Annotated in this window: 17 protein-coding genes; 16 read left to right on the plus strand and 1 reads right to left on the minus strand. The window is 70.4% G+C overall.

The window, feature by feature from the left end; genetic code table 11:
* The first annotated feature begins 93 nt into the window (after nt 1–93).
* Entirely contained in the window at nt 94–1539 is a 1446-nt protein-coding gene (locus ETD83_RS10070) for an MDR family MFS transporter (protein WP_171064116.1), read from the plus strand.
* A gap of 141 nt (nt 1540–1680) precedes the next feature.
* Here ETD83_RS10070 and ETD83_RS10075 read toward each other — a convergent pair whose 3' ends face one another.
* A complete protein-coding gene (locus ETD83_RS10075; protein ID WP_138644804.1) occupies nt 1681–2610 on the minus strand; it encodes a sulfotransferase in 930 nt (309 codons plus the stop codon).
* A gap of 389 nt (nt 2611–2999) precedes the next feature.
* Between ETD83_RS10075 and ETD83_RS10080 the strand changes: the two genes are divergently transcribed.
* The 15 genes from ETD83_RS10080 (at nt 3000) to ETD83_RS10150 (ending at nt 20273) form a co-directional block, all read left to right on the plus strand.
* Nucleotides 3000–4583 carry an ABC transporter substrate-binding protein gene (locus ETD83_RS10080; RefSeq protein WP_138644805.1) on the plus strand — a complete coding sequence of 528 codons (1584 nt, stop codon included), beginning with the start codon at nt 3000–3002 and terminating at the stop codon, nt 4581–4583.
* A gap of 80 nt (nt 4584–4663) precedes the next feature.
* A complete protein-coding gene (locus tag ETD83_RS10085; RefSeq protein ID WP_138644806.1) occupies nt 4664–5608 on the plus strand; it encodes an ABC transporter permease in 945 nt (314 codons plus the stop codon).
* A complete protein-coding gene (locus tag ETD83_RS10090) occupies nt 5605–6525 on the plus strand; it encodes an ABC transporter permease (RefSeq protein ID WP_138644807.1) in 921 nt (306 codons plus the stop codon). Before ETD83_RS10085 ends, ETD83_RS10090 begins: the two co-directional genes overlap by 4 nt.
* A gap of 76 nt (nt 6526–6601) precedes the next feature.
* The gene (locus ETD83_RS10095) at nt 6602–7618 is read left to right on the plus strand and encodes an ABC transporter ATP-binding protein (protein ID WP_138644808.1); all 1017 of its coding nucleotides are present in this window, start codon (nt 6602–6604) and stop codon (nt 7616–7618) included.
* On the plus strand, nt 7615–8760 hold the full coding sequence (locus ETD83_RS10100; RefSeq protein ID WP_138644809.1) for an ABC transporter ATP-binding protein: 1146 nt from the start codon (nt 7615–7617) through the stop codon (nt 8758–8760). Before ETD83_RS10095 ends, ETD83_RS10100 begins: the two co-directional genes overlap by 4 nt.
* Before the next feature lie 89 nt (nt 8761–8849).
* Nucleotides 8850–9530 (plus strand): GntR family transcriptional regulator, encoded by a 681-nt coding sequence (locus ETD83_RS10105; RefSeq protein ID WP_138644810.1) that lies wholly within the window; start codon nt 8850–8852, stop codon nt 9528–9530.
* Between the two features lie 62 nt (nt 9531–9592).
* The gene (locus tag ETD83_RS10110) at nt 9593–10717 is read left to right on the plus strand and encodes a thiolase family protein (protein ID WP_138644811.1); all 1125 of its coding nucleotides are present in this window, start codon (nt 9593–9595) and stop codon (nt 10715–10717) included.
* Nucleotides 10718–10731: 14 nt separating this feature from the next.
* On the plus strand, nt 10732–11193 hold the full coding sequence (locus ETD83_RS10115) for a Zn-ribbon domain-containing OB-fold protein (protein ID WP_138644812.1): 462 nt from the start codon (nt 10732–10734) through the stop codon (nt 11191–11193).
* 12 nt (nt 11194–11205) lie between these two features.
* Nucleotides 11206–12012 (plus strand): enoyl-CoA hydratase/isomerase family protein, encoded by an 807-nt coding sequence (locus ETD83_RS10120; RefSeq protein ID WP_138644813.1) that lies wholly within the window; start codon nt 11206–11208, stop codon nt 12010–12012.
* Complete coding sequence (locus ETD83_RS10125; RefSeq protein WP_171064117.1) at nt 12009–14375, plus strand: CaiB/BaiF CoA-transferase family protein; 2367 nt, start codon at nt 12009–12011, stop codon at nt 14373–14375. Before ETD83_RS10120 ends, ETD83_RS10125 begins: the two co-directional genes overlap by 4 nt.
* Before the next feature lie 58 nt (nt 14376–14433).
* Nucleotides 14434–15615: a thiolase domain-containing protein gene (locus tag ETD83_RS10130; RefSeq protein WP_205717579.1), complete on the plus strand. Its 1182-nt coding sequence runs from the start codon at nt 14434–14436 to the stop codon at nt 15613–15615.
* Nucleotides 15615–16061 (plus strand): Zn-ribbon domain-containing OB-fold protein, encoded by a 447-nt coding sequence (locus ETD83_RS10135; RefSeq protein ID WP_138644815.1) that lies wholly within the window; start codon nt 15615–15617, stop codon nt 16059–16061. Before ETD83_RS10130 ends, ETD83_RS10135 begins: the two co-directional genes overlap by 1 nt.
* Nucleotides 16058–17449, plus strand: coding sequence for a 3-oxoacid CoA-transferase (locus ETD83_RS10140; RefSeq protein ID WP_205717580.1), 1392 nt, complete (start codon nt 16058–16060; stop codon nt 17447–17449). Before ETD83_RS10135 ends, ETD83_RS10140 begins: the two co-directional genes overlap by 4 nt.
* Before the next feature lie 8 nt (nt 17450–17457).
* Nucleotides 17458–18837, plus strand: coding sequence for an amidase (locus ETD83_RS10145; protein ID WP_138644816.1), 1380 nt, complete (start codon nt 17458–17460; stop codon nt 18835–18837).
* Nucleotides 18834–20273: an aldehyde dehydrogenase family protein gene (locus tag ETD83_RS10150; RefSeq protein ID WP_138644817.1), complete on the plus strand. Its 1440-nt coding sequence runs from the start codon at nt 18834–18836 to the stop codon at nt 20271–20273. The genes ETD83_RS10145 and ETD83_RS10150 overlap by 4 nt, the downstream gene beginning before the upstream one ends.
* Nucleotides 20274–20278 lie beyond the last annotated feature (5 nt).

Genomic DNA, 20278 nt, shown 5'->3' on the forward strand with positions numbered 1-20278 from the left:
GACGGCATACGAGTTGTCTTAGGGTCTCGTGGGGCTCGGAGATGGGTATAAGAGGCAGCCCTGGCGGCGACCCCCGAGCGCCGTACCCCCGCCGTGATCCGCTTGCTGGTGCTCGCCACGTTCGTGGTCATCCTCAACGAGACGATCATGATCAACGCGATCCCGCGGCTGATGACGGACATGAACATCACCGAGCAGGCGGCGCAATGGCTGTCGACGGCGTTCATGCTGACGATGGCCGCGGTGATCCCGGTGACCGGCTGGTTCCTGCAGCGGGTGACCACCCGCAGCGCCTACGCCACCGCGATGGGCGTGTTCCTCGCCGGGACCGCGCTCGCCGCGGTCGCGCCGGTCTTCGAGGTGCTGCTGCTCGCGCGGATCGTCCAGGCGTCCGGCACGGCGGTGATGATGCCGCTGCTGATGACGACCTTGATGACCGTGGTCCCGGAGCGGGACCGCGGCCGGGTGATGGGCAACGTGACGATGGCGATCTCGGTGGCGCCGGCGTTGGGCCCGGCGGTCTCGGGCGTGATCTTGCAGCTCGGCTCGTGGCGGCTGCTGTTCGCGGCGGTGCTGCCGATCGCGGCCCTGATCGCCTGGCGCGGCCTGGCGCAGCTGGAGAACGTCGGGGAGCCGCAGCTCAGCACCATCGACTGGTTCAGCGTCGGCGCCGCGGCCCTCGGCTTCGGCTCGCTGGTGTACGGGCTGAGCCGGTTCGGTGAGGGCGGCAAGCTGGTCCCCGCGTCGATCGTCCTGTTCGGGCTGGCCACGATCGCGGTGTTCGTCGTCCGGCAGCTCCGCCTGCAGCGCCGCGACGTCCCCCTGCTGGACCTGCGCATCCTCCGCCACCCCACCTACGCGCTCTCCCTGCTCCTCATGTCCCTCGGCTTCATGGCGATGATGGGCTCGATGATCCTGCTGCCGATCTACCTGCAGAACCTGCGCGGCCTCTCCCCGCTGGAGACCGGGCTGCTGGTGATGCCCGGCGGGCTGGCGATGGGCCTGATCGGGCCGGGCGTCGGACGCCTCTTCGACCGCTTCGGCGGCCGCAAGCTGATCATCCCCGGGTCGGCGGGCATCGTGCTCGCCCTGGCCGGCCTCACCCAGATCTCCATGGCGATGCCGTTCTGGCAGGTGCTCGCCCTGCACGCGCTGCTCATGATCTCGCTGGCCGTGGCGTTCACCCCGGTGTTCACCCTCGGCCTCGGCGCGCTGCCGCCCCACCTGTACTCCCACGGCAGCTCGATGCTGGCCACCCTCCAGCAGGTCGCGGCGGCGCTCGGCACGGCGCTGGTGGTGACCGTCATGACCGGACGGGCCGGGTCCCGGATCGCCGACGGCGCCGCCGAGGCCGTCGCCCAGCTCGACGGGATGCGGCTGGCGTTCCTCATCACCGCCGCGCTCTCCGTCCTGATGGTCGGGATCGCGTTCCTGCTGCCCAAGCGGGTCGGCCCGGCGGACGGGGCCGAGACGCCCGGCTCCGGCCACGCCACCGCCGAGCAGCGCCCGGGCGACCTGACCCCCGAACCGGTCGGCTGAGAACCGGAAACCGGAAACCGCCAGACCAGGTCACGGGCCCGGTCGTCCGGCCGAAAGGCCCGGCGACCGGGCCCGCCCGCGTGCCGGGTCTCCCCGCCACCTACTCTCCGGCGGCCTCAGGAGCTTGACTTCGTGGCGGCCTCAGGGGTCTTGACGGGCTCGCGCCGGGCGGACGGCCGTCTGGACGATCTCGGCGATGTTGTAGCCGAGGAGACCGGCCACGTCGGTCAACCCGGGAGTGCTCAGGAGCGCGTTGGCCTCGTCGGCGTTGAGGCTGCGATGCCAGCGCGTGTCCTCCTTGGGCTGCTCGTCGTTCCAGTACGGCCGCGCGGGCCGCACGAACCGCTCCGCCTCCGCGCGCACCGCCCCGCCGCTTCGCTCGATGTGCTGCTCGACCCTCTCCTTGCCCAGGTAGGGGACGAAGGAGCTCCAGTTGCCGCCGGTGTCGTGGATGGCGGTGGTGTCCGGCGCGGCGTTCAGCGGCAGATGCAGGAAGCCGCTCAGGCGTTCCAGCGAGCGTTCGGTGTCCGCCATGTAGTCCTCGTAGCGCATGACGAGCAGCGGCAGGCCGTAGGTGTTGGCGGTGCGGAGAGCGTCGACGTAGGTGTCCCGCCAGATGTTGGCTCCCTGCCACAGCGGCTGGCCCGTCCGGTTCCGGTGGCTGAGCGCGTACGCGATCGGGTTCCGGGCCGTGACGATCACGTTCAGCGGGGTGCGGTCCGCGGGGGCGGCCCGCCCCTGCGCGATGGCGAGCCGGAGCCAGGCGACGTACTTGCTCCCGTCGATGATCAGCGACGCCTTCAGCGACCCCGCGAGCCGCCGGTGCATGCCGGGGATGTCGTCGTAGGTGACGTGGTCGCGGAGCTTGTCGGTGAAGTGGGGGCAGTCCTCGCCGAGCAGGGAGCAGGGCCCGCAGTTCGGCTCCGTGGTCTCGTGGCTGAGGCCGGGGGCCTGCGTGAGGTTGTTCAGCTCGCCGACGTAGTGGGCGCCCTTGATCCGGGTGGTCATGCCGCGCCCGATCAGCGTGGAGCCCGAGAACAGGGTCCCGAGGACGAAGGCCGATGCGCTCATGTTCACGTCCACCGTGCGATCCCTTGTCACCCGCCGGGCCGGGCCGGGCAAGAGTCCAGACCGGGCCGGGCAAGAGTACCGGACGCGGTATCGCACCTGGCGCGGCGCCTGGCGGGCGGGGTACCGGACGGGTGCGAACGTACCTTGACTGGCAAGCATACGTATGTTCTCATTCATCAGACAAAGTACGAACTTGCAGCAACTGACCTACCCAGGCAGCCCCGCGCAGGAACCCTGCGACCACCATTCCGGGCCCGTCACCTCCGAACGCAGGAACCCTGCGAGCGATCGGGCCCGCCTCTCCCGCACGTCCACCCCACTGCTCCACCGGAGGGCGAGGACAAAGCCCCGTTTCACCATCACCACATTCTGGTTCGGAGGACCCCCAGATGCGGAAACAGCTCTTCGTTGCGGCTGCCGCAACATTCCTGATGATCGCGAGCGCGTGTAGCGCCGACAAGGATGATCCGAGCGGCGGCGGCGGGGGTGCGGCCAAACCGAAGCAGAATGTCGCGTGCCCGCCCGTGGACGAGGCCGCGATCGACAAGAGCGCGACGTTCACCTGGATGTACAGCGTCGCCAACACGAGCTTCGACCCGGACAAGATCACGACCAGCAACAGCTGGATGTATCTGTACCCGGTCTACGACACGCTCATCCGCATCGACGCCAACGGCGAGCCGACGCCGATGCTGGCGAAGAAATGGGAGATCACCGACGGCGGCAAGAGCCTGACGCTGAATCTCATCGAGAACTGGAAATACCACGACGGGACCGCGTTCGACGCCGAGTCCGTCAAGGCGAACATCGACCGGCACCGGGCCGGAAAGAGCTTCAACAAGCAGGCCATGAGCGACGTCACGGGGGTCGACGTCGTCAACGCGTCCACGGTGAAGGTGAACACGAAGAGCGGCGCGGCGCCGCTCATCGGCATCCTCTCCAGCTCGGCGGGCATGATGATGAGCCCGAAGGTGTTCGACGACCCGGGCCAGGCGAGCAAGCCCACCGGCGGGTCGGGGGCCTTCAAGGTCACCGCCTACGAGCCCAACACCAAGGTCGAGTACACGCCGGTCCCCGGATACTGGGACCCCAAGGCGGTCAACGTCGCCAAAATGGTGTTCCTGATCTCCAGCAATGACAACGCGCGGCTCAACGCGACCATTACTGGAACGGCGGACTCCACATTCCTGCGGTCCAGCATGTACCAGCCGGCCAAGGACGCGAATCTCGTCGTGTGCCAGAAGCCGAGCCTGGCGAGCTTCACGATCGCGGTGAACACCGCGAAGCCTCCGTTCGACAAGAAGGAGGTCCGCCAGGCGCTGAACTACGCGATCAACCGGGACGCGATCAACGAACTGCAGGGCGGTTTCTGCCAGCCCGGAGTGCAGATGTTCCCGAACAACTACTACGCGTCCGATCCGTCGCTCACTCCGGACGCCTACAAGCACGACCCCGGAAAGGCGAAGGAACTGCTCGCCAAGGCGGGCGTGAAGGACCTCTCCTTCACGCTGGAGACCGACAACCTCGACGCCTACCAGCGGGTCGCGGAGCTCATCCAGGCGAACCTGCAGGAGGTCGGCGTCAAGATGACGATCCGCCCGGTCGAGCTGCCCAAGCTGATGGAGGGCTTCTCGGTGAACAAGTCCGTCGACGCGATCATGGTGCAGCAGAAGGCGGACGCCGACCCGAGCATCCAGATCGCCTCGTACTACCTGCCCGACGGGTTCAGCAACCCGGGCGCGTACTCGAACCCGACGATCACCGACCTCGCGACCAAGGCCAAGGGCGCGGCGAACCGTGACGCCGCCAAGAGCACCTACCAGCAGCTGTTCAAGGCGGCCCACGACGACGCGGCGCAGCCGATCACGCTGTGCCACCTCAACACGCCCCTGGCCATGAACAAGAAGATCATGGGCGTCGAGGTCTACGTGGACGGGTCCCGCCAGTTCCGGGGCGTCGCGGTCAAGAAGTGACGCCTCGCCGATAGCGGAGCGGGTTCCAGCCGGAGCACGGGGCCGGCTGGGACCCGCTCAGACAGAACGGAGGGTTCGGCGTGCTGCGGTTGCTGTGCGTGCGACTCCTGGCGATGATCCCGTTGCTGGTCATCGTCAGCTTCCTGATCTACAGCCTCATCGCGTTGGTGCCGGGCGGCCCTGAGGTGGCGCTGGCCGGGAGCAACCCGACGCCCGAGCGGATCCAGGCGATCCGCGAGGAGCTCGGCCTGGACGAGCCGTTCCTGATCCAGTACTGGAACTGGCTGACGGACGTCCTGCACGGCGACCTGGGGAACTCGTTCGTCGACGACCAGAGCGTCTGGTCGGCGGTGGCGTCCGGGTTCCCGGTGACGCTCTCGCTGGTCGTCCTCACGCTGATCTTCGCGGCGGTCGCGGGGCTGGCGCTCGGCCTGGCCGCGGGCCTGCGCCCGGGCAGCTGGGTGGACCGGCTGTCGACCGTCACCGCGAGCGCGTTCATGGCGCTGCCGTACTTCTGGGTCGGCATGATGCTCGTGCTGATCTTCGCGATCCAGATGCGGGCGCTTCCGGCCGTCGGCTACGTGTCATTCTCCGAGAGCCCACTGGACTGGTTCAGCCATCTGCTCCTGCCCGCCGTGTCGCTGGCGACCGTCCCGACCGCCGTCGTCGCCCGGCAGACCCGCGCGGCGGTGACGTCGGTGATGCAGGAGGACTACATCCGGACGGCCAAGGCCAAGGGGCTGCACCCGAGGCGGGTGGCGGTCAAGCACGTGATGAAGAACGCCGCCGTCCCCGTGGTGACGGCGTTCGGCGTCGAGGCGAACCGGCTGATCGGGGCGACCGTCGTCATCGAGCAGCTGTTCGCGCTGCCCGGCGTCGGGAAGCTCGCCTACTTCTCGGTGTTCTCCCGGGACTTCCCGATGGTGCAGGGCATCCTGCTGATCACCGCCGTGCTGATCATGCTGGTCAACCTCGCGGTCGACCTGTCGTACGGCTACTTCAATCCGAAGGTCAAGGCGTCATGACCCAAAGTGACAGCGTCGACCTCCGCAAGCCGGTGACCGCGCCGGTCGGGGACGGCGCCGACCTCGTCGAGCACGTCTCCCGCGGGCGCGCCACCCTGCGCCGGTTCCGCGCCAACAAGTCGGCCGTCGTCGGCTGCGTGCTGCTCCTGCTGATCATCATCGTCACCGCGGCGGCCCCGCTCATCGCCCCCTACGGACCGGCGCAGGTCGACATCAGCGACCGGCTCTCCGGCCCGACCCCGGAGCACTGGCTCGGCACCGACACGCTGGGACGCGACACGCTGAGCCGCCTCATGCACGGCGGCCGGGTGTCGCTCGCGGCGGCCGGGCTCGCCGTCCTGATCGCGACGGTCATCGGGCTGCCGCTCGGGCTCATCGGCGGCTACTTCGGCGGGCTCGTCGACTGGCTGCTGGACCGGGCCGCGGACGTGCTGATGTCGTTCCCCGCGATCGTCCTGACCATCGCGATCATCGCGGCGGTCGGGCCGGGGCTCACGACCGCGATGGTGTCCCTCGGGATCGTGTACGCGCCGCGCATGTACCGCGTGGTCCGCGGCAGCACGCTCGAGGTCCGGCGCGAGGTCTACATCGAGGCGTCGACGAGCATCGGGACGCCGCACCACATGATCCTGCGGAGACGGGTGCTGCCGAACATCCTCCCGGCGGCGCTCGTCCAGCTGTCGTTCCTGCTCGCGTCCGCGCTCCTGGCCGAGGTGACGATCAGCCTGCTGGGCCTCGGCGCGCTCCCGCCGACGGCGAGCTGGGGCAGCATGCTCGGGCAGGCGTTCCAGGAGATGCGCAGCCAGCCGTCGCTCGCCGTCTATCCCGGGATCGCGATCGCGGTGGCGACGCTGTGCTTCAACCTTGTCGGCGACGGCCTCCGGGACGCCTTCGGACGCGAGACGAGGAAGGCCTGATGACCGGAGCGAAGCGAGGATCTTCAGGCCTTCCCCTCGGGGGTCTGGGGGTCGTCCCCCAGAAAGGCAGGGCCTGATGACCGTGACCTCAGCGAAGAAGGACGGCGACACGCTGTTGCAGATCGAGGATCTCCACGTCGACTTCCTCACCGATCGCGGGTGGACGAACGTCGTCGCGGGAGTGTCCTTCGACGTCGGGCCCGGCGAGATCGTCGGCCTGGTCGGCGAGTCCGGCTCGGGCAAGAGCGTCACGAGCCTGTCGGTGCTGCGGCTGCTCCCCGACGCGTACGCGCGCACGCCGTCCGGACGGGTGCTCTACCAGGGCCGCGACCTGATCGGCATGCCGGCGCGGGCGCTGCGCGACATCCGCGGCAACGAGATCTCGATGATCTTCCAGGAGCCGATGACGAGCCTGAACCCGGCGTTCACCATCGGGGACCAGATCGCCGAGGTCTACCGGCGGCACAAGGGCGGCTCGCGGCGCGCCGCGTTCGCCCGCGCGGCGGAGATGCTCGACCTCGTCGGCATCCCGGACGCGGGCAGCCGCGTCAAGGACTACCCGCACGAGTTCTCGGGCGGGATGCGGCAGCGGGCCATGATCGCGATGGCGCTGGCGTGCGAGCCGAAGCTGCTCATCGCGGACGAGCCCGCCACCGCCCTCGACGTGACGGTCCAGGCGCAGATCGTCGCGCTGCTGTCGCGGCTCCGCGACGAGACGGGCTGCGGCATCCTCTTCATCACCCACGACCTCGGGCTGGTCGTCGAGCTGGCCGACCGGGTCGTCGTGATGTACGCGGGCGAGGTGGTGGAGACCGCGGCCGCGCTCGATCTCTACAACGCGCCGAAACATCCGTACACGGCGGGGCTGCTGAGCGCCATGCCCCATCTGGGGGTCCGCGGGAAGGAGCTGCCGACGATCCCCGGCCGCACCCCGGAGCCCTGGCGGATGCCGGAGGGCTGCAGGTTCAGCCCCCGGTGCGGGTACACGAGCGACGAATGCGTTGCCGCGCCGCCCGCGCTCCGGATCGTCGAGGCAGGCCGCAGCGCCCGCTGCTGCCGTACCGAGCAGTTGCGTTTGGTGGGTTCCCCATGAGCATCAAGAAGGTCGGCCCCTCGGAACCGGGGCCGGAGCCGGGGCCGGTGGCCGATTCAGGACCGGCGTCCAAGGCCGAGTCAGGACCGGCGTCCAAGGCCGAGCCGGGGCCCACGGCGGGCACGGGGTCGCTCGTGGACGTCCGCGACGTCAGCGTGGTGTTCCGGAAGAGGCGGACGCTGGCGGCGGCGCGGCAGGTGCGCGCGGTCAACGACGTCACCTTCCACATCGCCGAGGGTGAGACGTTCGGGCTGGTCGGCGAGTCGGGGTCGGGCAAGTCGACGACCGGGCGGGCGCTGCTGAAGCTGGTGCCGACGGTGAGCGGGTCCATCAAGGTGGCCGGGCACGACGTCACGGCCCTGCACGGCGGCGCCCTGCGCAGGGCGCGGCGCAGCATGCAGATGGTGTTCCAGGACCCCTACTCCTCGCTGGACCCGTCGGCCACGGTCGCGGCGAGCATCGCCGAGCCGCTCATCGTCCACGAGAGGCTCTCGGCGAGGGCGGCGCGCACCCGGGTGCACGAGCTGATCGAGATGGTCGGGCTCCGCGCGAGCTACGCCGACCGGTACCCCTACGAGTTCTCCGGCGGGCAGCGCCAGCGCCTCGCCATCGCGCGTGCCATCGCGCTGAACCCGCGGTTCGTCGTCTGCGACGAGGCCGTGTCCGCGCTGGACGTCTCCACCCAGAACCAGGTGATCAACCTGCTGGAGCGGCTGCGGTCGGAGTTCAAGCTGACGTACCTTTTCATCGCGCACGACCTGGCGATCGTCCGGCACATCTCGCACCGGGTCGGGGTCATGTACCTCGGCCGGATCGTGGAGACCGGCCCGGCGGAGCGGGTCTACAGCGCGCCGGCGCATCCGTACACCCAGGCGCTGCTGTCGGCGATCCCCGACCCGCGCCGGGAGTCGGAGCGGATCGTCCTGGAGGGGGACCTCCCCGATCCGGCGAAGCCGCCGGTGGGATGCCCCTTCCAGACGCGGTGCAGGTTCGTCATGGACGTCTGCCGGCAGCAGGTGCCCGAGCACACCGCCGTCGAGGGCGGTGGGGAGGTCGCGTGCCATCTGCAGACCAGCGGTCCCACGCTGGCGGGCTCGCCGCTGAACGATCTCGCGCCGACCCGCGTCGCGGCGGCGCCGTGAGGATGTCTTGCCCGTGACCTGACCCACATTGACCGTCATATACTGGCAGACGTAATCTGTAGTACGTCAGACAAAAGCGAAGGACTACCGTGACCGACCCGAAGCTCGACCTGACGATCGACCGCCCCGCCGAATCCGTCCCGGAGATGGTCGTGCGGCGAATACGCGACGCGATCGCCGCGGGCCTGCTCCCTCCCGGTCGCCAGCTCACCGAGCGCGAGCTCGTCGAACTGACCGGCGTGAGCCGGACGTCCGTACGGGAGGCCATGCGGCACCTGCAGACCCTGGGGCTCGTGGAGCCGTCGCCGAGCCGCGGCGTCCGCGTCGCCAGGCTCGGCAGCGACGAGGTCCGGGAGATCTACGAGGTGCGCGACGCGCTGGAGCCCGCCGTGGCGGAGCTGTTCGTGCTGCGCGCGACCGACGAGGAGGTCGCCGCGCTCGTGGAGAAGGTCCAGCCGCGCGAGTCCGGCGACAAGCGGCTCCAGGCCATATACGAATTCGACGAACTGCTCCTCGCGGGCGCCCGCAACTCGCTGCTGAAGTCCATGCTGGAGCCCCTGCACACGCGGATCCACGCGCTGCGCAGCCTTTCGGTGACCATTCCCGGACGGCACGAGGCGTCCGCGCGGGAATACCTCGAAATCGCCGAGGCGATCGCCGCCCGATCGCCCGAGCGCGCGGCCGAGGCAGCGCATCGCCATGTCCGTGCGGCCGCCAAGGCAGCCCTTGAAGCAGTGGAGATCCTCGAGAAGAAGCACCCGAATTCATAGCGCAAAACTCCGGTGGCCCAGAGCCACGTCGGCACGAGCACGAGAGTGATATCGCCATGGCCATGAAGGATGTGGCAATCGTCGGCGTCGGGTCGTCGGATTTCCGGCGGCTGTACGCGGACAAGAGCCAGCCGAACGATGTGTACCAACTCGCCGCGGAGGCGTTCAGGGACGCCCTGGACGACTGCGGCGCGACCCAGCAGGACATCGACGGACTGATCTGCACCAATATCAAGTACGGCCAGTTCGGGGAGACGGTCGGGCTCACCGGGCCGGGATTCGTCCATGACCTTGAGGGCACCGGGCGGATGGCCGGGATCTCCTTGCAGGAGGCGTGCGCGCTCGTGCGCTCGGGCATGGCGGACATGGTCGCCTGCGTGTACGCGACGAATGGCAGGACCGCGGGCACGAAGTACGGCGGCGGCGACGCCGATCCGGCGGGCGCCTACGACGCCATGTACGGAATGACGTCCACGGGCGCTTACGTGTCGATGATGTACCAGCGCTACCAGGCCATGTACGGAGCCCCGGACGACGCGCTGGCCCCGCTCGCCATCAACAACCGCGCCAACGGCGCCCGCAACCCGATCGCGGTGTTCCAGAAGGAGATCGACCACGACGAGTACCTGTCGTCGCGGTTCATCGCCGAGCCGCTGCGCCTGCTGGACTACTGCATCATCAATGACGGCGCCGTCGCGTTCATCGTCACGTCCCTCGACCGTGCCCGCGACATGCGGAAGAAGCCCGTGCGGGTCGCCGCCACGGCGGGCAAGGCCGAGTTGAGCCGCAGCTACATCAGCCCCGACTTCTACTTCGAGACGAGCGTGGCCGTGGCCGACCGCCTCTACCAGGCGGCGGGAATCGGCCCGGACCAGATCGACTGCATGCAGGTGTACGACAACTTCCTCCCGACGATCCTTTTCACCCTGGAGGGCTTCGGTCACGCGCCTCGCGGCGGCTCTTGGGAATGGATCCGGGACGGCTGGATCGAACTCGGCGGGAAACGTCCGCTGAACACGTCGGGCGGCCACACGAGCGAGAGCTACATGCAGGGCTTCGCGTTCCACGTGGAAGCGGTACGGCAACTGCGCGGCGAGGCCGGTGACCGGCAGGTCGAGAACTGCAACACCGTGCAGTACATGTGCGTCTCGCCCATCGTGACATCGCACATCTTCGTGGCCGACTAGAGGGGGGCAAGACGATGGACGTCGCGGCCTACGCGAAACTCCTGCCGGACATCACGCCGCGCAACAAGCCGTTCTGGGACGGCTGCGCCGCCGGCGAGCTCCGCCTCCAGAAATGCGCGGACTGCGGACGGTACCGCTTCCCGGACGCGCCCGTCTGCCCGGAGTGCCTTTCCAGCTCGGCCTCCTGGGAGACCGCGAGCGGCGCGGGGACCATCTGGTCGTGGTGCACGATGCACCAGAAATACTTCGCCGCCTTCGCCGACGAGGTCCCCTACCGGCTCGTTTACGTGCGGTTGGCCGAGGGCCCTCTTGTGATCAGCGTACTGGCCGAAGATTCCGACGACTCCGCCGCTGACTCCGGCGGCACATCGTCCAAGGAATTGCGTCTCGACCAGCCGGTTCACGCGGTGTTCCGGCCGCGTCCCGGCGGACGGGTCATTCCACAGTTCAGTACCGGCGCAGCCGCAGGCATGTGAGGTTGAATTCCCATGGATCCGATCGCTGACCATGATCTCGTCCGGTACGAGGACCTGTCCGACGGCGTCGCGCGCATCACGCTGAACCGCCCCGAGAAGCGGAACGCGATGAGCCGGGCCGCGCGGGCGGCGCTGCTGGACGTGCTGGACCGCTGCGACGGCGACGCCAAGGTGATCGTCCTCACCGGCGCCGGGCCGGCGTTCTGCGCGGGCGTCGACCTCAAGGAGTCCGCCGAGGAGGACATCGACGCCGACCGCCGCGGCGCGGGCCGGCGGACGAGCTGGCTGACCGTCCAGGAGCGCATCCGGCAGCATTCGGCGATCGTCATCGCGGCCGTCAACGGGTACGCGCTCGGCGGCGGGCTGACCCTCATCAACTCGAGCGACCTCGCCGTAGCCGCCGACGACGCGCCGATCGGGATGCCCGAGGTCGGCTTCGGCCTGTACCCGGGGCTCGCGGGCCCGTCCACGCAGCTCCGGCTCGGGGCGAAGCGGGCCGCGTGGATGGTGCTGACCGCCGACCGGATCACCGGGGCGACGGCGGCGGAATGGGGGCTGGTGAACGCCGCCGTCCCGGCCGCCGAGCTGCAGTCCGCCGCGCTCGACCTGGCGCGGCGCGTCGCCCGGCACAACGCGGTGACGCTGACGTGGGCGAAGCGCGCCCTGCACGAGATCCCCATGTACATCTCGGACTGGACGAAGGCCCTCGAATACGGCGAGGACGTGCGGAACCAGATCACGGCGCGCTCGAACGTGCTCGACGACCGGCACGCGACGCACCGGATGGCGGTCGGCCGGACGGGCGACGGCGCGCGATGAACCGTCCAGACGCGGCGAACCGTCCGGGCGCGGCCGGGGGAGTGGACGGGCGCGGCAGCGTCCTCCGGGTGGTCGAACTCGCCGAAGGCGTCGCCGGCCAGGTCTGCGGGCGGCTGTTCGCCGGCCTCGGCCACGCGGTCACCAAGTGCGAACCGCCCGGCGGCGATCCGCTGCGCACACGCGAACCGGTCGGCGCCGACGGCCTGAGCTACACGTTCGCCGCGCTGAACGCCGACAAGCGGAGCGTCCAGCTCGACCCGTCCACCCCGGACGGTCGTGACCGCTTGGCGGAGCTGCTCGCGGCGGCCGACATCCTGATCACCGACGCGGGGCCGCGCGGGTCGGCGGAGGCCGACCTGTCCCCGGCCCGCCTGCGCGCCGCGCACCCCCGGCTGGTCGTCGTCACGATCACGCCCTACGGCGCCACCGACCCGCGCTCCGACATGTACGGCGACAGCCTGCTCGCCGAGTGCTACGGGGGCCTGGCGGCGATGGTCGGCGAACCGGACCGGCGGCCGCTGAGCCTCGGCGGCGAGCAGGTGGCGCACGCCGCCGCGTTCGTGGCCTTCTACGGAGCGATGCTCGCGCTCCGCCGTCCGGGCGGCGACGTCGTGGACGTCGCGCTCTGCGACGTGGCGGCGTACATCGACTGGAAGAGCGACATCGTCTACACCGAGACGGGCCAGATCCCCGTCCGGACGGGCACGAGCATCGGGCGCTGGCGGACGGTCGAGGCCGCGGACGGCTGGGTCGGGTTCATCTTCCAGCCCGAGCAGTGGGACAGCGTCATCACCCTCGTCGGCGACCCGGCGCTCGAAGACCCCCGGCTCCGCGGCGACAAGGAGCGCTTCGAGCTCGTGGACTCCTGGTGGCCGGCCGTCGAAAGGTGGGCCGCGCAGCGCACCAAGCGGGAGATCTACCACGCCGCGCAGCGGCTCGGCCTGCCGTTCGGCTACGGCGCCGACCTCGCCGACCTCGCCGCGGACCCGCAGTACCGGGCGCGGTCGTTCATCTCCGACGGCGGTGGAACGCTGGCCCCCGTCGTCGGCCTGCCGTGGCGCTTCGGCGAACCGCCGAGCCTGGACGACGCCGAGCCGGACGCGCCGCGACCCGCCCCCCGCACGGTGGACGGTCCGGCGGGCGGGCGCGATCGGGCCCCGCTCGCCGGGCTCGTCGTCCTGGACCTCGGCACCATCACGGCGGGAGCCGCCACGGGCCGGCTGCTCGCGGACTACGGCGCCACCGTCATCAAGATCGAGACGATGGAGCGGCCGGACGCGTTCCGCGTGTGGCCGGTGCCCGGCGCGGGCGACGCCGAGGTCATGGAGGAGTCGCCGCTCTTCGAGTCGAACAACGCCGGCAAGCTCGGCATCACGCTCGATCTGAAGACCGAGGCCGGGCGGGCGGAGATCCGGCGGCTCGTCGCGCGGTCCGACGCGCTGATCGAGAACTTCACCGTCGGCGTCACGCGCCGCCTCGGCATCGACTTCCCGACGCTGATCGAGGTCAACCCGCGCCTGATCTACCTGTCGCTGTCCAGCCAGGGGCAGTCGGGCCCCGAGTCGGGCACCCGCTCCTACGGCTCCAGCCTCGACCTGCTGTCCGGACTCGCGTCGGTCACCGGGTACGCGGGGGAGCGCCCGATGTGGTCGTCGGCCGACATCAACTACCCCGACCAGATCGTCTCGCTGTTCGGCGCCGGGCTGATCGCGTACTGCGCGGCCCTGGACCTGCGCGGGACGTACCTCGACGTGTCGCAGCGCGAGCTCGTGAGCTGGACGCTCGCCGACCGCATCATCGAGCATCTCGCCGCCGGGACCGTTCCGGGGCCCTCCGGCAACCGGCGTCCCGGCAGCACGCCGCACGACGTGTACCGGTGCGACGGCGACGACCAGTGGATCGCCGTCGCCTGCCGGACGGACGCGGAGCGCGCCGCACTCGCGGCGCTCATCGGCGCCGGCCGGATGGCGGGTGAGCCCGCCCGCTGGTGGGAGGAGAACCACCGGGAGGTCGACGCGGCGATCAGTGCCTGGACCCGGCGGCGCCCGAAGGATGAGTGCGTTCGCGAGCTGACCCGGGCCGGCGTACCGTCCGCGCCGGTCCAGTCCGCCCGCGAACGCGCCGAAGATCCGCATTTCCGGCGCCGCCGGGTCTTCCTCGACGAACCACGGCGGCAGAAGGGGTTCCCGCTGCGGCTGTTCGGCTACGAGCCGCCGCAGCCCCGTCCGGCCCCGGGCCTCGGCCAGCACGACGCCGAGATACGTGGCGCCGCCCTGAGCGGTGGCCACGTGCCGGGCGCCGGGGACGTGCCCGCGCCGCGGCCCGCCGAATTCCCGTCCCCGCGTCCGGGAGGATCGAAATGAACGAACGATTTCCATCCTCGGCAGGCCGCCCTAGTCCATGTCCTCGCGGAAAGGCCGGATGAGAATGTTCAATGCCAACGATGCCGCCGTCATCATCGGAGCGTACGAGCATCCGGGACGCGAGCTGCCGGACAAGTCGCTGGCGCAGATCCACGCCGAGGTCGCGATCGGGGCGCTCGCGGACGCGGGCCTCACCCTGGACGACGTCGACGGCTACTTCTGCGGCCATGACGCGCCGGGGTACGGCGGCGGCTGGGTCACGATGGCCGAGTACCTGGGCCTGCGCGACCTCACCTACATGGACTCGACGGAGAGCGGCGGCGCCTCGCCGATCTACCACGTGTCGCACGCGGCGGCGGCGATCGCGGCCGGGAAGTGCAGCGTCGCGCTGATCACGCTCGCGGGCAAGCCGCGGACGGGCATCCAGCCGGGCGGCGGCGGGCCGGCCCGTCCGGAGGACGACTTCGAGACCGCGATCTTCACCGGCGCCGGGCTGGTCAGCACGTACGCGCTGGCGGCCCGCAGGCACATGTACGAGTTCGGCACGACGAGCGAGCAGCTCGCCGAGATCAAGGTGGCGGCGTCGAAGCACGCGTCCCACAACCCGAACGCCTTCCTGCAGAAGGTGATGACGGTCGAGGACGTCGTCAACTCGCCGATGGTCGCCGACCCGCTGCACCGCGCCGACTGCTGCGTGGTGACCGACGGCGGCGGCGCCGTGGTCGTGGTCAGCCGCGAGGTCGCGCGTAGCCTGGACCGGCAGCCGGTGAGAATCATGGGCCAGGGCGAGTCGGCGAAGCTGACCAACGGCGGCAAGCTCGACCTGACGTACACGAGCGCGGTGTGGTCCGGGCCGCGGGCGTTCGAGCAAGCCGGGGTCACGCCGCAGGACGTCGACTACGTGTCGATCTACGACAGCTTCACGATCACCGTCCTGGAGATCCTGGAGGACCTCGGCTTCTGCGCGAAGGGCGAGGGCGGCCGCTTCGTCATGGACGGGACGCTCGTCGCCCCGCACGGGAGGCTCCCGTTCAACACCGACGGCGGCGGGCTGAGCAACAACCATCCCGGACACCGCGGCGGGATCACCAAGACCATCGAGGCGGTGCGGCAGCTCCGGGGCGAGGCGAACCAGGGCGTGCAGATCCCCGACTGCGAGATCGCCCTGGTGCACGGCAACGGCGGCGACCTGGGCACCCGGATGCGCAGCGCCACGATGATTTTGGGGAGGGACGCCTAATGAGCGAGGTACGGAGCCCGGTGCTGCCCGCGCCTGCGCCGGTGATCAATCCGGATACCGCGGAGTTCTGGAAGGCGACCACCGAGGGGACGTTCCTCGGCCGGCGCTGCGGCGACTGCGGGTCCGCGATCTGGTACCCGCGGCCGATCTGCCCGTTCTGCCACAGCACGAACACGCGGTGGGAGGAGTTCAGCGGGCGCGGCACCGTCTACTCCTACAGCGTCGTCCACCGGGCGGGCGGCGACTGGAAGGGCGTCACGCCGTACGTCCTCGCCTACGTGGAGCTTGAGGAAGGTCCCCGCGTGATGACCAACATCGTCGACTGCGACGTCGCGAAGGTCGCCATCGGGGACGCGGTGGACGTGGTGTTCGAGGACACCGGGAAAGGCAGCGCGCTGCCCCGGTTCCGTCCGGTGCAGAGCGCGAATGAAAAGGGACAGGCATGACCATCAACAAGGTGTACGAGTCTCCGCAGGCGGCCGTCGCGGACGTCCCGGACGGCGCGAGCGTGTCGATCGCCGGGTTCGGCAAGACCCACAGTTTCCCGACGAGCCTCACCGTCGCCCTCCGCGAGCAGGGCGCCCGGCAGCTGTGCCTGGTCGCCAACTCGCTCGGCGAGGGCCCCTACCGTTCCATCACTCTCGTTGAGAACCGCCAGGTCAACCGCTTGATCGTGTCGTTTTCGGCGCGGGCGGGGGAGGCGACGTCGGCGGCCGAGAAGCAGATCGCCGCGGGCGAGATCGAGGTCGAGCTGGTGCCGCAGGGCACGCTGGTCGAGCGGCTGCGCGCGGGCGGCGCCGGGATCGGCGCGTTCTTCACCCGCACCGCCGTCGGCACCGCGGTCGCGGACGGCAAGGAAACCCGCGTGATCGACGGTGTCGAGCACGTCCTGGAAATGGGGCTGAAGGTCGACTACGCGCTGATCCGCGCCGCCCGCGCCGACCGTTTCGGGAACCTGGAGTTCGACGGCGTCGGACGCAATTTCATGCCCGCCTTCGCCAAGGGCGCCCACATCACGATCGCCGAAGTGGACGAGATCGTCGAAGGCGAGCTGCACCCTGAGCGCATCGGCTTGCCGGGTATTTTCGTGAGCCGGGTCGTCCGCAAGACGGTCGACGTCGAGCACGACTTCCCGGTGGTGCGGGAGGGGCGCGGCGCCGACAGCGCCCGCACGTACAACGGCAAGCAGGCGCTGACCCGCAAGCAGATGGCGGAGGTCGCGGCCGGGCTCGTGCCCAACGGCAGCTACATGAATCTGGGCCTTGGAATTCCCACGCTCATCTCTGACTACATTTCCGGGCGCGACATCGTCCTGCATTCGGAGAACGGCGTGCTCGGCTACGGGACGATCGCGTCGCGCGACGACTACGACCCCGAGATCTACAACGCGGGCGGCCAGTACGTGCACCTGGAGAAGGGCGCGTCGTTCTTCGAGAGCGTGACGTCCTTCGAGATGGTGCGCGGCGGCAAGGTCGACTTCGTCGCGCTCGGGGCGTTCCAGGTGGACGCCGACGCCAACCTCGCCAACTGGAGCACCCCGAACATGGTGGGCGGCGGCATCGGCGGCGCGATGGACCTGGTCGCGGGCGACGTCAACGTGATGGTGCTGATGATGCACCTGGACTCCAAGGGGAACCCGAAGCTCGTCAACTCGTGCGAGTACCCGCTGACCGGGCTCAACTGCGTCAACATCGTCGTCACCGACCTGTGCGTGCTGCGCCGCGTCGGCGACGCCTTCAAGCTCGAATACGTGGCGCCGGGATTCACCGCCGACGAGGTCGCCGCCCTGACCGAGTTCGACATCGACGTCTCGGACTTCGAGTCGGCGGCGTAGAGGCCACCGTGTCGGATCTCGCTGGAATGACGGCCGCGGAGCTGGCCGGGGCGTACGCGCGGCGCGAGACGTCGCCGGTGGAGGCGACCCGCGCCGCGCTGGCCGCGATCGAGGAGCGGGACGCCGAGCTGAACGCGTTCGTCCTGGTCGACGCCGACGCCGCGCTGCGGGACGCGGCCGAGTCCGAGGCCCGCTGGTCGGCGGGCACGCAGCGCGGCCGTGCCGACGGCGTCCCGACGTCCGTCAAGGACCTCGAACGGACCCGCGGGTGGCCGACGCTGCGCGGCACCTGGCTCGCGGACGAGGCGGGCCCGTGGCCGGAGGACTCGCCGAGCGTGGCCCGGCTGCGGGAGGCGGGCGCCGTCCTCATCGGCAAGACGACGACGCCGGAGTTCGGGTGGAAGGGCGTCACCGACTCCGGCCGGTTCGGGATCACCAGGCATCCGCTGGACCCCGCGCTGACGCCCGGCGGGTCCAGCGGCGGCTCCGCGGCGGCGGTCGCGGCCGGGATGGGCACGTGGTCGGTCGGCACCGACGGCGGCGGGTCCGTCCGGGTGCCGGCGTCCTTCACCGGGACGGTCGGCCTCAAACCGACCGGCGACCTGATCTCGTCGTATCCGCCGGGCAGCAACGGCCTGCTGTCCCATCGCGGGCCGATCACCCGGACGGTCCTGGACGCCGCCATCATGCTCGACGTGATCGGACGCCCCGACCACCGCGACTGGGCGGCGCTGCCCGCCAGGGACGGATCGTTCACCGACGGCATCGAAGCGGGCATCGAGGGCCTGACGATCGGCTACTCGCCCGACCTCGGCTACGGGAGCAACGACCCCGAGGTCGCGTCGCTGGTCGCCGAGGCGGTCGGCGTCCTGTCCGGGCTGGGCGCGCACGTGACGGAGATCGAGCCGCTCTTCGACGATCCCGTCGAGGCGTTCCAGACGCTGTGGTGCGCCGGGGTCGCGCGGACGCTCGATCCGTACGGCCCGGACGACCTCGCCCGCGTCGACCCGGCCCTGCTGGAGTACGCGGAGAAGGGCCGCGGCATCACCGCCGTCGAGTACCTGGACGCGCTGGCCGTCTGCGCCGACCTCGGCCTCCGGATGGCGCGGTTCCACGAGACCTACGACGTGCTCGTCACGCCGACCGTCCCGGGCGTCGCGTTCCCGGCGGGCCAGAACGGGCCCACCCCGGAGCAGTCGCGGGTGTGGGCGTCGTGGACGCCGTACACCTATCCGTTCAACATGACCAGGCAACCGGCGCTGAGCGTGCCGTGCGGCCGCACGCGTTCCGGACTTCCCGTCGGACTCCAGCTGGTGGGCCCCCGCCACCAGGACGCCCGCGTGCTCAGGGCGGGACGCGCCTACGAGACGAGAGGACAGCAGTCATGACGGAGCTACCCACGGTCGAGAACCTGATCAACGGGGAGTGGCTGCGCAGCGACCATGAACGCACGGTGCACCACAAGTTCACCGGCGCGCCGCTCGCGACGTCCTACGACGCGACGTCCGGCATGGTGACCGACGCCGTGACCGTCGCGCGCGAGGCCAGCCGGACCCCGCTGAACCCGCTGCAGCGCTTCGAGATCCTGCGGGCGGTCGCCGACCAGATCGCGGCGAACCGGGAGCGGCTCGCCCTCGACGTGGCGCGCGAGTCCGGGTTCAGCGTGAAGGACTGCCTGGGCGACACCGACCGGGCGGTGCAGACGATGCTGACGTCCGCCGAGGAGGCGAAGCGGATCGACGGTGAGGTCGTCCCGATCCAGGCCGCGCCCGGGTTCGCGCACCGGCTCGCGTTCACGATCCGCACGCCGGTCGGCGTGGTCGGCGCGATCACGCCGTTCAACTCGCCGCTGAACACCGTCGCCCACAAGATCGGACCGGCGCTCGCGGCCGGGAACGCGGCGATCGTCAAGCCGTCGCCGTTCACGCCGATCGCCGCCGCCGCGCTGTGCCGGATGCTGCTGGACGCCGGGCTGCCGCCGGGCCTGATCGGGCTGGTGCTCGGCCCGGGCGACCCGGTCGGGCAGGCCCTCGTCGACGACGAGCGCGTCGACTTCATCACGTTCACCGGCAGCACTGCCGCCGGGAAGGCCATCTCCGCGCGGCTCGGCATGCGCCGGGCGACGATGGAGTGCGGCAACGTGTCCGCGACGATCGTGTGCCGGGACGCCGACGTCCTGTCCGCCGCGCAGCAGTGCGCCCGCGGCGCGTTCCGCAAGTCGGGGCAGGTGTGCACGTCGGTGCAGCGGCTCTACGTGCACGCGTCCGTCCTGGACGAGTTCCTCGGCGAGCTGTCCGCCACCGCGTCGAAGCTCGTCCTCGGGGACCCGGAGGACCCGGCGACCGACATCGGCCCGATGATCAGCGAGGCGGCGGCGAAGCGCGCCGAGGAATGGGTGAACGCCGCCGTCGACCAGGGCGCCCGGATCGTGACCGGCGGCGAGCGGACCGGCCCGGTGATGACCCCGACGATCCTGGTGGACGTCGCGCCGGAGGCCCGGCTGCTCTGCGAGGAGGCGTTCGCGCCCGTCGTGTCGGTCGTCCCGTTCGACGACCTCGACACCGTGATCGACAAGGTCAACGACACCCCGTACGGCCTCCAGGCGGGCATCTTCACCCGGGACCTCGACACCGCCCTCACCGCCGCCAAGACCCTCCGGATGGGCGGCGTCGTGATCAACTCGACGTCGAGCACGCGGGCCGACCTGATGCCGTACGGCGGCGTCAAGGACAGCGGCTACGGGGTCGAGGGCCCCCGCTACGCCATCCGGGACATGACGGAAGAGCGGCTGATCCTGATGGAGCCCGCCGGCGGGGCGAGGTAGGCGGC

Source organism: Actinomadura soli, assembly GCF_005889715.1.
Lineage (GTDB): Bacteria > Actinomycetota > Actinomycetes > Streptosporangiales > Streptosporangiaceae > Spirillospora > Spirillospora soli.